This is a genomic window from Lysobacter sp. F6437, assembly GCF_052547215.1.
The window spans coordinates 263,665-276,928 of record NZ_JBQWRB010000001.1 but is presented as its reverse complement, the minus strand read 5'-3'; the positions used below and the strand labels follow the sequence as shown (position 1 = coordinate 276,928).

Here is a 13,264-nt window from a genome sequence, read left to right as displayed (position 1 = left end):
GCCGCGATCTGGAGTCGACGCGGGCGAACGGTTCCACGATCGCGGCTAAAGCCGCTCCTACACAAGCAGGAATGAAACGCGAACTCCCACTCAAGCCGATTCGTCGTCCGGCGCCGCCGGCGGCTTCTCGCGCAGCAAATGCTCGATGCGCTCGCCGCGGTCGACCGAGTCGTCGTAGTGGAAATGCAGCTCCGGCACGTGGCGCAGCTTCATCGCCTTGCCCAACTCATAGCGCAGTGGCTTGGTCAGTTCCTTCAGCCCCTTCATCGCCTCGGCCGAACGTTCCGGCTGCAACGCCGTCACGAACACCTTGGCATGCGCCAGGTCGCGGGTGACCTCGACGTCGGAGACGCTGATCGACGGCAGGCCGTGCTCGCGGACGGCCTGGTGGACCAGCGTGCCCAGCTCCCGACGGAGCTGGGCGGAGACGCGGTCACTGCGATAGAACGACTTCTGCGCCATGGCCGGTTACAGCGTCCGCTGCACTTCGATGCGCTCGAAGCACTCGATCTGGTCGCCCGGCTTGACGTCGTTGTACTGCTTCACGCCGATACCGCACTCGGTGTTGACCCGGACTTCGTCAACGTTCTCCTTGAAGCGGCGCAGCGATTCCAGCTCGCCCTCGAAGATGACGGTGTTGTCGCGCAGCACGCGGATCGGCTTGTGCCGCTTGACCACGCCCTCCACCACCATGCAGCCGGCGACCGCGCCGAACTTGGAGCTGCGGAACACGTCGCGCACTTCCGCGGTACCGATGATCTCTTCGCGGATCTCGACCCCGAGGATGCCCGAGGCCACCTGCTTCACCTGGTCGATCACGTCATAGATGATCGAGAAGTAACGCAAGTCGACGCCGTTGGTCTCGATCAGCTTGCGCGCCGAGGCGTCGGCACGGACGTTGAAGCCGATGATCGTGGCCTTGGAAGTCGACGCCAGTTGCGCGTCGGACTCGGTGATGCCGCCGACGCCGGAGCCGATGACGTTGATCCGGATCGCCTCGGTCGACAGCGCGGTCAGCGCCTCGCGCAACGCCTGCACCGAACCCTGCACGTCGGCCTTGATGATCAGCGGCAGGCTGAGCTGGCCTTCACCCTGGCCGAGCTGCGCCATGATGTCTTCCATCCGGTTGCCACCCTGGGCGGCAACCAGGCGCGACTCGCGGCGCTTGGCGTCACGTTGCTGGGCGACGTCCTTGGCCAGGCGCTCGTCCTCGACCACGACGAAATCGTCGCCGGCATCGGGCACGCCCGACAGGCCGAGCACCTGCACCGGGATCGACGGGCCCGCCGACTCGACCTGCGAACCGGTCTCGTCGAACAGCGCACGCACGCGGCCGTACTGCACGCCGCACACGAGGTAGTCGCCCTTCTTCAGTTCGCCCTGCTGGACCAGCACGGTCGCGACCGGGCCGCGGCCCTTGTCGAGTGCGGATTCGATCACCACGCCGGCGGCGCGGCCCTCGGCGACCGCCTGCAGTTCGAGCACCTCGGCCTGCAGCGAGATCGCATCGAGCAGCCCGTCGACGTTCTGGCCGGTCTTGGCCGACAGCTCGACGAACTGGATGTCGCCACCGAACTCCTCGGCGACCACTTCCTGCTCCAGCAACTCGTTCTTGACCTTCTGCGGGTCGGCGCCGGTCTTGTCGATCTTGTTGACCGCGATGATCAGCGGCACGTTGGCCGCACGCGCATGCTGGATCGCCTCGACCGTCTGCGGCTTGACGCCGTCGTCGGCCGCGACCACCAGCACCACGATATCCGTGAGCTTGGCACCGCGCGCACGCATCGACGAGAACGCCGCGTGGCCCGGGGTGTCGAGGAAGCTGATGACGCCCTTGTCGGTTTCGACGTGGTACGCGCCGATGTGCTGGGTGATGCCGCCGGCTTCGCCGGTCGCCACCTTGGTGCGGCGGATGTAGTCCAGCAGCGAGGTCTTGCCGTGGTCGACGTGGCCCATGATGGTCACCACCGGCGGACGCGCGACCTTGTCGCCCTCGCCGCTCTCGACGTGGGCGAGCAGCTCGTTCTCGACGTCCGACGCATCGGCGCGGACCACGTTGTGGCCGAGCTCCTCGGTCACCAGCGCGGCGGTGTCGTGGTCGATGCTCTGGGTGATGGTGGCCATCACGCCCATCTTGAACAGCGCCTTGACCACCTCGCCGCCCTTCAGCGCCATCTTCTGGGCGAGGTCGGCGACGGTGATTGTCTCGCCAATCGCGACATCGCGCACGATCGGCGCGGTCGGACGGGTGAAACCGGTGCCCGAACGGGCCTGGTCGGAATGGCGGCGCGGCTTGGCGCGGCCGCGGGCACTGGTGCTGCGACGCGCGCGGTCGGACGCACTCAGGTGCATCTGGCCGGCGAAACGCTTGGTGCGGTCGTCGTCCTCGACGCCGGCGGTCATCACGTGCGAGCCACGGGCCGGCTTGTGCTTCGGCGAGGTGCGGTCGTCGGTGCGCGGCGCGGCCGGCTTCGGATGGCCGTGGCCGTGGGTGGCCGCGGCCTTGGCGGGGATCTCTTCGTCCACCGCCAACGCACTGGCATCGGCGGCTGCGGCCTGGGCGGCGGCCTCCTCCTCCTTGCGGCGCGCGGCCTCCTCGGCTTCCTGCTTGGCCTGCTCGGCTTCCTCGGCACGGCGCTTGTCGGCGTCGGCAAGTGCCTTCTGCTCGGCGAGGTTGCGCTGCTTGGATTCCTCCAGCTTGCGCAGTATCTCGGCGCGCTCGTCGGTCGGCTCCGGCTGGTCGGCATCGGAACGGTTCAGGGTCACCTTCTTGCGCACCACCACGTCTACCGTGGAACGCGCGGTCTTGCCGCCGCCCACCGTCAGCTCTTGCTTGCGGCTGCGGCTCAGGGTGATCTTCTTCGGCGCGGCGCCCTCGGCCGGCTTGTCGGCCTTGCCGTGGGTGCGACGCAGGAAGCCGAGCAGCTTGACCTTCTCGGTGCTGGTTACGGCCTGGTCGGGGCCGCTGAAGGACATGCCGGCCTCGGCCAGCTGCTCCAGCAACTTCTCGACCGGCGTGTTCACCAGTTCGGCCAGCTTGCGGATGGTGGTTTGCTGCGACATTCGATTTCCGTGTCCTGTGGCGCGGGAAACGTGTCCCGTGCGTGATCGATCGATTCTAGCGCCGTGACATCATGGGCGCAGTTCCATCGGAAGGTTCATGGGGTGGCTCATTCGAACCAGTGCTTGCGCGCTTCCATGATGAGCGCGGCGGCACGGGATTCGTCGACGTTTTCCAGGTCGGCCAGTTCGTCGGTCGCGAGGTCCGCCAGGTCTTCCCGGGTGACCACCCCACGCGCCGCCAGGGCGTAGGCCAGTTCGTCGTCCATGCCCTCCAGCGAAAGCAGGTCCTCGGCGGGCTGGTGCTCGTCGAGCTCCTCCTCCGCGGCCAACGCCTCGTTAAGCAGCGCGTCGCGGGCGCGGGCACGGAGTTCTTCCACGATGTCCTCGTCGAAGCCCTCGACCGCCAGCAACTCGCCGACCGGCACGTAGGCGATTTCCTCGACGGTGCTGAAGCCTTCCGCCACCAGGATCGCGGCGATTTCCTCGTCGACCTCGAGCTTGGCCTGGAACAGCTCGCGTGCGGCGGTCTGTTCGGCTTCGGACTTGGCGGTGACCTGGTCCTGGGTCATGACGTTGAGCTGCCAGCCCGACAGGCGACTGGCGAGGCGCACGTTCTGGCCGCCCTTGCCGATCGCCTGCGCAAGGCGATCCTCGGCGACCGCCAGGTCCATCGAGTGCTTTTCCTCGTCGACGATGATCGACTGCACTTCGGCCGGCGCCATCGCGTTGATCACGAACTGCGCCGGGTTGTCCGACCACAGCACGATGTCGACGCGCTCGCCGTTGAGCTCGTTGGTCACGGCCTGCACGCGCGAACCGCGCATGCCGATGCAGGCGCCGATCGGATCGGTGCGGTTGTCATGCGCGAGCACAGCGATCTTGGCGCGATCGCCGGGGTCACGCGCGCAGCCCATGATCGAGACCAGGCCCTGGCCGACTTCCGGCACCTCGAGCTTGAACAGTTCCATCATGAATTCCGGCGCGGCGCGGCTGATGAACAGCTGCGGGCCGCGCGGCTCGGTACGCACGTCGAACAGGTAACCGCGCACGCGGTCGCCGGCGCGCAGCACGTCGCGCGGGATGCCCTTGTCCTTGGGGATGATCGCCTCGGCGTTGCCTCCCAGGTCGACGTAGATGTTGCCGCGCTCGACCCGCTTGACGATGCCGGTGACCAGCTCGCCAACGCGGTCCTTCCACTGGTCGACGACCTGGGCGCGCTCGGCCTCGCGCACGCGCTGCACGATCACCTGCTTGGCGGCCTGCGCGGCGATGCGGCCGAAGCCGGGGTTCTCGATCTGCTCCTCGATGTAGTCGCCGACCTCGACGCCCTCGACCTCGTCGACCGCGTCCATCAGGCGGATCTGGCGGTCGGGCGACTCCATCACCACGTCGTCGGCGACCACTTCCATCCGGCGGAAGGTCTCGTAGCTGCCGTCTTTCTGGTCGATGGTGACGCGCACCAGCACGTCCTCGTCGTGGTAACGCTTCTTGGCGGCGGACGCCAGCGCGGCCTCGATCGCCTCGAAGATCACCGATTCCGGCACGCCCTTCTCATTGGCGACCGCGTCCACGACCAGCAACAGTTCCTTGCTCATCTCTTTACTCCGCCGGGGTCGGCTTGTCGGCCGCCGGCTTGTTGGTTGATTTGTCGGTTTGTTTCTTGCCCTGCCCGGACTTGCCCGGTTTCTCCGGTGCCAGTCCCAAGGCAGCCCAGTCGGGAACCAGGCGAGCCTTGTCGATATTGTCGAAGGCGACCCTGAACTCGGCGCCGTCGACCAAGAAGGTGATGTCCTCGCCGTCGATGGTGGCGATGGTCCCGGTCAGGCGGCGACGCCCCTCCTGCGGCAGCTTCAAAGTGACTTTCGCAGTTTCACCGGCGAAGCGTTTGAAGTGCGCCAGCGTGAACAGCGGCCGATCAATCCCGGGTGATGAGACCTCGAGGGTGTAGTTGCCACTGATCGGGTCCTCGACATCCAGCTGTGCCGAGACCTCGCGACTGACGGCCTCGCAATCCTCGATACTGACTGAAACCGGCAGGCTGTCGCCCGCGAGCTCGCTGTCGCCGACACCGTCGACCTGTTCACCCTCGGGCTTGTCAATGTACAGCCGTACCAGCGCGCCACCGGGTGCGGGCAGGTACTCGATACCCAGCAATTCGACGCCCAACGACTCAACGGTCGGGGCGAGCAATCGGGCAATTTCGACCGCTTTGTCCGTCATGCGCTGGTACTCCGAAAACAAGAAAGGACCGGGGCGCCAGGAATCGGGAAGCGCCACCAACGAAAAGGGGCCCGAGGGCCCCTTGTCCGTACCGCTGGATTTCGGTGTGACACGAGAGCAGATCGCATCACCAAGCCCGAGCCGCTGGCTAAAAAAATAAGCCCCTGTTCAAAAGGGCCTATCCATCTAGCCGAAGCTGGTAGCGGGGGCAGGATTTGAACCTGCGACCTTCGGGTTATGAGCCCGACGAGCTGCCAGACTGCTCCACCCCGCATCAGGCCGATCATAGTACCGGCGAACTTTGTTTTTGGCAACCCTGAACAGGGTTTTATTTCAGATTCCGAATGCCTGCTGGCACCACGCCATGATCGGGTTCCACGCCAAGCCAAGCGCAAGCAACGCGATTGCGTTGACACCGAGCACGATTCGCATCGGGCGATGGGCAGTGGGTGTCGGCAGCACCCCTTCCGGCTCGTCGAAATACATCACCTTGACCACTCGCAGGTAGTAGAAGGCACCGATCACCGCGAACACGATGCCGACGATCGCGAGCCACAGCATGTCGCCCTCGATCGCCGCGCGCAGCACCGACAGCTTGGCCCAGAAGCCGAGGAACGGCGGCACGCCGGCCAGCGAGAACATGACCAGCAGGATCAGCCCGGCCATCCACGGATCGCGCGCGTTGAGCCCCTTGTAGTCGTCGATCCGGTCGGCCTCGAAACCGCGGCTGGACATCGCCACGATCGCGCCGAACGCCGCGGTCGCCATCAGCGCGTACACCAGCGCATAGAACGTGGCGGCCGCGAAACCTTCCGCACCGCCGCCGGCGAAGCCCATCAACAGGAAGCCGATGTGCGACACCGTCGAATACGCCAGCATGCGCTTGAAGTTGCTCTGCATGATCGCGCTGAGGTTGCCGATCGCCAGCGAGAGCACGGCCAGGACGGCGAGCATGGTCTGCCAGTGGGGCTCCAGCGGGCCGACCGCGACCTCGAGCAGCCGGTAGGTCATGCCGACCACCGCAAGCTTCGGTGCGGAGCCGATGAACAGCGTGATCGGGGTCGGTGCACCGTGGTAGACATCCGGCAGCCACATGTGGAACGGCGCGGCGCCGAACTTGAAGCCGATGCCGGCGACCATGAACGCCACGCCGGTGACCAGCATCGTCATCGACGACGTGGATTGCGCGGCGATCGCGATCTGCTGCAGGTCGAGCGTGCCGGTGGCGCCGTAGACCAGCGACAGGCCGTACAGCAACAGGCCCGACGCCAGTGCGCCAAGCACGAAGTACTTGATGCCCGCCTCGGATGCCAGCGGGTTCTCGCGGTCGATCGCGACCAGCGCGTACGAACACAGCGCCAGCATTTCCAGGCCGACGTAGATCATCACCAGGCTGCCGGCGGACACCAGCAGCATCATGCCGAGCACCGCGAACAGCATCAGGATCGACATCTCGCCCTTGTACAGGCCGCGATCGCGCATGTACGGCCACAGGAACACCATCGCCAGTGCCGAGATCGCCGCCAGGCTGGCGCTCAGGACATCGGAGATGCCATCGCGCACGAACATGCCGCTGAGCACCGTGCCCTGCCCGCCGACACCGAAGGCGATCATCGCGGCCACCACCAGCAGCAGTGCGATCGACAGCAAGTGGGTGGCGACGCGCTGGCGCTCGGACAGGAACAGGTCGAGCATGAGCAGCGCAAAGGCGCCGCCGACCAGCACCAGCTCTGGCAGCAACGGCATCAATTCGGCGGCGGAACGTAGGGGAACGGCGGTCATCTTCGGCTCTTGATCCGGTGGGTGCCCGTCAGGCGCTTAAAGCTTGGAACCTGCGATCTGCATCGCGAGGTTGGCGATCGATGGTTCCATCAGGTCGGTCAGCGGCTTCGGCCAGACACCGATCAGCAGCGTACCGGCAGCGAACACGCCGAGCACGAAGGTCTCGCGTGCACCGATGTCCTTCATCGTGGCGACGTTGTCATTGCCGACCTCGCCCCACAGCACGCGCTTGACCAGCCACAGGGTGTAGCCGGCACCGATGATCAGGGTCAGCGCGGCGGCGAACGCGATCAATGGATGTTTCTGGAACGAGGCCATGATCACCATGAACTCGCCGACGAAGCCCGACGTGCCCGGCAGGCCCGAGTTGGCCATCGCGAACAGCACATAGAGCACCGCGAACCACGGCATCACGTTGGCGACGCCGCCGTAATCCTTGATCCGCCGCGTATGCAGCCGGTCGTAAAGCACGCCGACGCAGGTAAACATCGCCGCCGAGATGAACCCGTGGCTGACCATCTGCACCATCGCGCCCTGCAGGCCCAGGCGCGCGGCGTCGAGGTTGCCGTAGTCGCGAACGAGACCGAACGCGATGAAGGTGCCCAGGGTCACGAAGCCCATGTGCGAGATCGACGAATAGGCGATCAGCTTCTTCATGTCGTCCTGCGCCAGCGCGACCAGGCCGACGTAGACGATTGCGATCAGGCTCAGTGCAATCAGCAGCCAGGCCCACTCCGCGCCCGCATCCGGCACGATCGGCAGGGTGAAGCGCAGGAATCCGTAGCCGCCGATCTTCAGCATGATCGCTGCCAGGATCACCGAACCGGCGGTCGGCGCCTCCACGTGCGCGTCCGGCAGCCAGGTGTGCACCGGGAACATCGGCACCTTGACCGCGAACGCAATCAGGAAGCCGAACATGATCCACATCTGCTCGGTCGCAGACAGCTGCAACTGGTACAGGTCGGCCAGCTGCCAGCTGCCACCCTTCAGGTACAGGTAGATCAGCCCGATCAGCATGAACAGCGAGCCGAGGAACGTGTAGAGGAAGAACTTGACCGATGCGTAGACCCGGCGCGGGCCACCCCACACGCCGATGATGATGAACATCGGGATCAGCATGCACTCGAAGAACACGTAGAACAGCATCGAGTCGAGCGCGGCGAACACGCCGATCATCAGGCCTTCGAGGATCAGGAACGCGGCGTAGTACTGGTTGACCCGCTTCTCGACGTTCCACGCACCGATCAGCACCAGCACGGAGGTCAATGCAGTCAGGCCGATCAGCGGCACCGAGATGCCGTCCGCACCCAGGTGGTAGCGGATGTCGAACGCCGGGATCCACGCATGGTCCTCGACGAACTGCATCGCCGGGGTGGCCATGTCGAAACCGGTGAACAGCGGCACGCACACCAGCAGCGTCAGCGTGGCGACGGCGGTGGCGAACCAGCGCGCGGCATTGGCGCGCCCGTCGCCGAACGCGAGGGTCAGGAAGCCACCGATGATCGGCAGCCACACGAGCAGGCTCAACAAGGGCAGCGCACTTTGCAAGGGCTCAGGGTTCACGTCGCAGTCCTTGTCAATTCAGGTAACGGATGAGTACGGCCAGCATCACGATCAGGCCGACGATCATCGCGAAGGCGTAATGGAACAGGTAACCGGACTGGGCGCGGCGGCTGACCGAGGCCACCAGTTCGACCAGGCGGGCGCTGCCGTTGACGGCGACACCGTCGATCACGTGGGTGTCGATCGCACGCGAGGCCTTGCCGAGGCCTAGGCTGCCGCCGGCGAAACCGCCGATCCAGAGGGCGTCGAAGCCGTACTTGTTCTCCAGCACCCGCACCGGCCAGGTAAACGCCTTGCGGGCACGGGTAGCCAGTTCGGGCTTCCACAGGTACATGACCACGGCAAGCACGAACCCGGCGAACGCCAGCCAGAACGCCGGCGACTGCAGGCCGTGCAGCGCGAACGCGACCGGGCCGTGCCAGACCTCGTGCTTCAGCGTGGCCATGACGTCATGGGCGGCATCGACCTCGATCGCGCCGAGGAAGAACGGCAGCTGTTCGGCGTGGCCGCTCCAGTCGGTGCCGAACAGCATCGGACCCGCGGTGAAGAAGCCGACCAGCACCGACGGGATCGCCAGCAGGATCAGCGGCACGGTCACCACCCACGGTGACTCGTGGGGTTCATGCACGCCGTGGTGGCCGTGGGCGTCCGCGGCATGGTCGTCGTGGCCATGCGCATGCTCGACCTCACGGAAACGCTCCTTGCCGTGGAAGGTCATGAACAGCAGGCGGAAGCTGTAGAACGCGGTCACGAACGCACCCAGCAATACGGCCCAGTACGCGTACTGGCCGATCCAGCCAGCGCGCTCGCTGGCATGGTGGGCCGCCTCGATGATCGTGTCCTTGGAATAAAAGCCGCTGAAGAACGGCGTGGCGACCAGCGCCAGCGTGCCCAGCAGCATCGTCCAGTAGGTAATGGGCATGTACTTCTTCAGCCCGCCCATCCTGCGCATGTCCTGCTCATGGTGCATCGCGATGATCACAGAGCCGGCACCCAGGAACAGCAGTGCCTTGAAGAACGCGTGCGTCATCAGGTGGTAGACGCCGGCGCTGTAGGCCGACACGCCCAGCGCGACCGTCATGTAGCCCAGCTGCGACAGCGTCGAATACGCGACCACGCGCTTGATGTCGTTCTGCACGATGCCGATCAGGCCGGTCCAGAACGCGGTGGTGGCACCGATGAACAGCACGAAGTTGAGCGCGGTCTGGCTCAGCTCGAACAACGGCGACATCCGCGCGACCATGAAGATGCCGGCGGTCACCATCGTCGCCGCGTGGATCAGCGCCGAGATCGGGGTCGGGCCTTCCATCGAGTCCGGCAGCCACACGTGCAGTGGTACCTGCGCCGACTTGCCCATCGCACCGATGAACAGGCAGATGCAGATCACCGTCGCGACCGACCATTCATGGCCATCGATGATCGCCATGTTCAGCCCGGCTATGCTCGGCGCATTGGCGAACACGGTGCCGTAATCGAGCGAGCCGAACATCAGCAGCACGCCGGCAATGCCGAGCAGGAAGCCGAAGTCGCCCACGCGATTGACCAGGAACGCCTTGAGGTTGGCGAACACCGCGGTCGGCTTCTTGAACCAGAAACCGATCAGCAGGTACGACACCAGGCCCACCGCTTCCCAGCCGAAGAACAGCTGCAGGAAGTTGTTGCTCATCACCAGCATGAGCATCGAGAAGGTGAACAGCGAGATGTAGCTGAAGAACCGCTGGTAGCCCGGGTCCTCGTGCATGTAGCCGATGGTGTAGAGGTGGACCAGCAGCGACACGAAGGTGACCACCACCATCATCATCGCGGTCAGGTTGTCGACCATGAAGCCGACATGGGCCTCGATGCCGCCGACCTGGAACCAGGTATAGATGTTCTCGTTGAACGGTGCCGCGCCCTGCCCGACCAGCTGCCACAGCACCCAGGCGGACATCACGAAGCTCGCGGCGACGCCCAGGATGGTGACGACGTGCGCACCGGCACGGCCGATCCTGCGGCCGAACAGGCCCGCGATGATGGCACCCAGCAGCGGTGCCAGCACGACGGCCAGCAGCAGGGACTTTGAAATAACGACGCTGCTATCAAGCATGTCCACACCCTGCATCGGATCAGCCCTTCATCGAATCGATTTCGGCGACGTTGATCGTGCGCCGGTTGCGGAACAGCGTGACGAGGATCGCCAGGCCGATGGCAGCCTCGGCCGCGGCCACGGTCAGGATGAAGAACACGAACACCTGGCCGGCCGGGTCGCCGAACTGGCGCGAGAACGTCACGAAGTTGATGTTTACCGCCAGCAGCATCAACTCCAGGCACATCAGCAACACGATCACGTTCTTGCGGTTGATGAAGATGCCGGCGACGCTGATGCAGAACAGCGTCGCGCCGAGCGCGAGGAAGTGGCCGGGGGTCAGGCCGGATGCGAACAGGTTCATGGCTTCACCTCGTCGGCGGCACCGGAGGCATCCGATGGCTGCGCGGGCGCGGGTCGCACCGCGTCCATCTTGACCAGGCGCACACGGTCGCCGGCACGGGCGCGGGCCTGTTCACCCGGGTTCTGGTGCTTGGCACCCTCGCGGCGACGCAGGGTCAGGGTCACCGCCGCGATCACCGCGACGGTCAGGATCACCGCGGCGGTCTCGAACGGCAGCAGGAACCGGGTGAACAGCGCATGCGCCAGCCACTCGGTATTGGGGATGTCCGCCGCCTCCGCCGCATTGGGCGCCAGCGGTACCGTCAGCTGCGTCTTGACGCCGATCAGCACCAGCATCTCGGCCAGCATCACCGCCGCGACCACCAGCCCGACCGGCAGGTAACGCACGAAGCCCTCGCGCAATGGCGCGACGTCGATGTCCAGCATCATCACCACGAACAGGAACAGCACCATCACCGCGCCGACGTAGACGAGGATCAGGGTCACGCCGAGGAACTCGGCCCCGATGATGATCCACAGGCAGGCGACCGAGAAGAACGTCAGCACCAGCGACAACACCGCGTGGACGGGGTTCTTGACGCTGATCACGGCCAGCGCGGACGCGATTGCCGTGAGGGCGAAGACGATGAAGGCAATGAAAGCGAGGTCCATGGCGGGCACTCAGCGGAAAGGTGCGTCGGCAGCGCGGCGTTCTGCGATCTCGGCCTCGAGCCGGTCGCCGATCGCCAGCAGTTGCGGCTTGGTGACGATGTTCTGTCCGCGCTGGTCGAAGTGGTATTCGTGAATGTGGGTCTCGACGATCGAGTCCACCGGGCACGACTCCTCGCAGAAGCCGCAATAAATGCACTTGAACAGGTCGATGTCGTAGCGCGTGGTACGGCGGCTGCCGTCCTCGCGCTTCTCCGAGTCGATGGTGATCGCCAGCGCCGGGCACACCGCCTCGCACAGCTTGCAGGCGATGCAGCGCTCCTCGCCATTGGGATAGCGACGCAACGCATGGATACCGCGGAAGCGCGGCGACTGCGGCGTCTTCTCCATGGGGTACATCAGCGTGTACTTGGGCCGGAACAGGTACTTGAGCGTGAGCCACATGCCCTGCCCGAGTTCGACCAGCAAAAGGCTTCTGAAATAGGAAACGATGCGGTTCATGTCAGTCTCATTGCCCCGGCAGGAACACGTCGTGATAGGCCATCAGCGCGACCACCACGATCCACGCGATCGTGATCGGGATGAACACCTTCCAGCCCAGCCGCATGATCTGGTCATAGCGGTAGCGCGGGAACGTGGCGCGGAACCAGATGTAGCAGCTGGCGAAGAAGAACACCTTGGCCAGCAGCCACCACCAGCCATCGACCGACAGCAGCGGGATGCCCAGGCCCTGCAACGGGCTCAGCCAGCCGCCGAGGAAGAAGATCGAGACCAGGAAGCTGACCAGGATCATGTTGGCGTACTCGGCCAGGAAGAACAGCGCGAACAGCGCGCCCGAGTATTCCACCATGTGGCCGGCGACGATCTCCGACTCGCCCTCGACCACGTCGAACGGCGCGCGGTTGGTCTCGGCCACGCCGGACACGAAATAGATCACGAACAGCGGCAGCAGCGGCAGCCAGAACCACTCCAGCAGGCCGGCGTTGCCCGACTGCGCCATCACGATTTCCGACAGGTTGAGGCTGCCGGCGGCGACCATCACGCCAACCAGCGCGAAGCCCATCGCGATCTCGTACGACACCATCTGCGCGGCGGCACGCATCGCACCGAGGAAGGCATACTTCGAGTTCGAGGCCCAGCCGGCGAGGATGATGCCGTACACGCCGAGCGAGGTCATCGCCAGCAGGTACAGCAAGCCGGCGTTGGCGTTCGACAGCACGACCTGCGCATCGAACGGGATCACCGCCCAGGCCGCGAACGACGGCACCAGCACCAGCAATGGCGCCAGCTTGTACAGGAACGGCGAGGCGCTCGTCGGCTGCAGCACTTCCTTGAACAGCAGCTTGAACACGTCGGCGAACGTTTGCAGGATGCCCATGCCGACGTACATCGGCCCGTGGCGCGCATGCATCCAGCCGATCAGCTTGCGCTCCCACAGCACGTAGAACGCCACCGCGAGGATCACCGGCACTGCGATCAGCAGGATCTTCAGCACGATCCAGGCGCCTTCACCAAGCATGCCGAAGGACGTGAAGAACTGGTGGATCATGTCGACCATGC

Annotated in this window: 11 protein-coding genes and 1 tRNA gene; all 12 read right to left on the bottom strand. The window is 65.3% G+C overall.

The genetic code is table 11. The features are described from left to right. Positions 1 to 90: 90 nt before the first annotated feature. Positions 91 to 462 (bottom strand): 30S ribosome-binding factor RbfA, encoded by a 372-nt coding sequence (gene rbfA / locus ACT9F5_RS01200; RefSeq protein WP_445118127.1) that lies wholly within the window; start codon positions 460 to 462, stop codon positions 91 to 93. Between the two features lie 6 nt (positions 463 to 468). Further along, positions 469 to 3,063: a translation initiation factor IF-2 gene (infB, locus tag ACT9F5_RS01195; RefSeq protein ID WP_445118126.1), complete on the bottom strand. Its 2,595-nt coding sequence runs from the start codon at positions 3,061 to 3,063 to the stop codon at positions 469 to 471. 107 nt (positions 3,064 to 3,170) lie between these two features. Next, positions 3,171 to 4,658, bottom strand: a complete 1,488-nt coding sequence (gene nusA / locus ACT9F5_RS01190; RefSeq protein WP_445118125.1) for a transcription termination factor NusA — start codon at positions 4,656 to 4,658, stop codon at positions 3,171 to 3,173. 4 nt (positions 4,659 to 4,662) lie between these two features. Then, complete coding sequence (gene rimP / locus ACT9F5_RS01185) at positions 4,663 to 5,283, bottom strand: ribosome maturation factor RimP (protein ID WP_445118124.1); 621 nt, start codon at positions 5,281 to 5,283, stop codon at positions 4,663 to 4,665. 197 nt (positions 5,284 to 5,480) lie between these two features. Continuing rightward, positions 5,481 to 5,557 (bottom strand) — tRNA-Met (locus tag ACT9F5_RS01180). A 59-nt stretch (positions 5,558 to 5,616) separates the two neighbouring features. Further along, positions 5,617 to 7,065, bottom strand: a complete 1,449-nt coding sequence (nuoN, locus tag ACT9F5_RS01175; RefSeq protein ID WP_445118123.1) for an NADH-quinone oxidoreductase subunit NuoN — start codon at positions 7,063 to 7,065, stop codon at positions 5,617 to 5,619. 36 nt (positions 7,066 to 7,101) lie between these two features. After that, positions 7,102 to 8,601 (bottom strand): NADH-quinone oxidoreductase subunit M, encoded by a 1,500-nt coding sequence (locus ACT9F5_RS01170; protein ID WP_445119462.1) that lies wholly within the window; start codon positions 8,599 to 8,601, stop codon positions 7,102 to 7,104. Positions 8,602 to 8,641: 40 nt separating this feature from the next. Further along, a complete protein-coding gene (nuoL, locus tag ACT9F5_RS01165) occupies positions 8,642 to 10,714 on the bottom strand; it encodes an NADH-quinone oxidoreductase subunit L (RefSeq protein WP_445118122.1) in 2,073 nt (690 codons plus the stop codon). 19 nt (positions 10,715 to 10,733) lie between these two features. Then, on the bottom strand, positions 10,734 to 11,057 hold the full coding sequence (gene nuoK, locus ACT9F5_RS01160; RefSeq protein ID WP_445118121.1) for an NADH-quinone oxidoreductase subunit NuoK: 324 nt from the start codon (positions 11,055 to 11,057) through the stop codon (positions 10,734 to 10,736). Next, positions 11,054 to 11,707: an NADH-quinone oxidoreductase subunit J gene (locus ACT9F5_RS01155; RefSeq protein WP_445118120.1), complete on the bottom strand. Its 654-nt coding sequence runs from the start codon at positions 11,705 to 11,707 to the stop codon at positions 11,054 to 11,056. The genes nuoK and ACT9F5_RS01155 overlap by 4 nt, the downstream gene beginning before the upstream one ends. Before the next feature lie 9 nt (positions 11,708 to 11,716). Continuing rightward, complete coding sequence (gene nuoI / locus ACT9F5_RS01150; RefSeq protein WP_445100199.1) at positions 11,717 to 12,205, bottom strand: NADH-quinone oxidoreductase subunit NuoI; 489 nt, start codon at positions 12,203 to 12,205, stop codon at positions 11,717 to 11,719. Between the two features lie 7 nt (positions 12,206 to 12,212). After that, positions 12,213 to 13,262 (bottom strand): NADH-quinone oxidoreductase subunit NuoH, encoded by a 1,050-nt coding sequence (nuoH, locus tag ACT9F5_RS01145; RefSeq protein WP_445119461.1) that lies wholly within the window; start codon positions 13,260 to 13,262, stop codon positions 12,213 to 12,215. Positions 13,263 to 13,264: the final 2 nt, after the last annotated feature.

Bases quoted from the DNA above. Each gene is read 5' to 3' on its own strand.
- rbfA (WP_445118127.1), bottom strand. From the start codon at position 462: ATGGCGCAGAAGTCGTTCTATCGCAGTGACCGCGTCTCCGCCCAGCTC.
- nuoK (WP_445118121.1), bottom strand. From the start codon at position 11,057: ATGAACCTGTTCGCATCCGGCCTGACCCCCGGCCACTTCCTCGCGCTC.
- nuoL (WP_445118122.1), bottom strand. From the start codon at position 10,714: ATGCTTGATAGCAGCGTCGTTATTTCAAAGTCCCTGCTGCTGGCCGTC.
- ACT9F5_RS01155 (WP_445118120.1), bottom strand. From the start codon at position 11,707: ATGGACCTCGCTTTCATTGCCTTCATCGTCTTCGCCCTCACGGCAATC.
- nuoN (WP_445118123.1), bottom strand. From the start codon at position 7,065: ATGACCGCCGTTCCCCTACGTTCCGCCGCCGAATTGATGCCGTTGCTG.
- nusA (WP_445118125.1), bottom strand. From the start codon at position 4,658: ATGAGCAAGGAACTGTTGCTGGTCGTGGACGCGGTCGCCAATGAGAAG.
- infB (WP_445118126.1), bottom strand. From the start codon at position 3,063: ATGTCGCAGCAAACCACCATCCGCAAGCTGGCCGAACTGGTGAACACG.
- rimP (WP_445118124.1), bottom strand. From the start codon at position 5,283: ATGACGGACAAAGCGGTCGAAATTGCCCGATTGCTCGCCCCGACCGTT.
- nuoI (WP_445100199.1), bottom strand. From the start codon at position 12,205: ATGAACCGCATCGTTTCCTATTTCAGAAGCCTTTTGCTGGTCGAACTC.
- nuoH (WP_445119461.1), bottom strand. From the start codon at position 13,262: ATGGTCGACATGATCCACCAGTTCTTCACGTCCTTCGGCATGCTTGGT.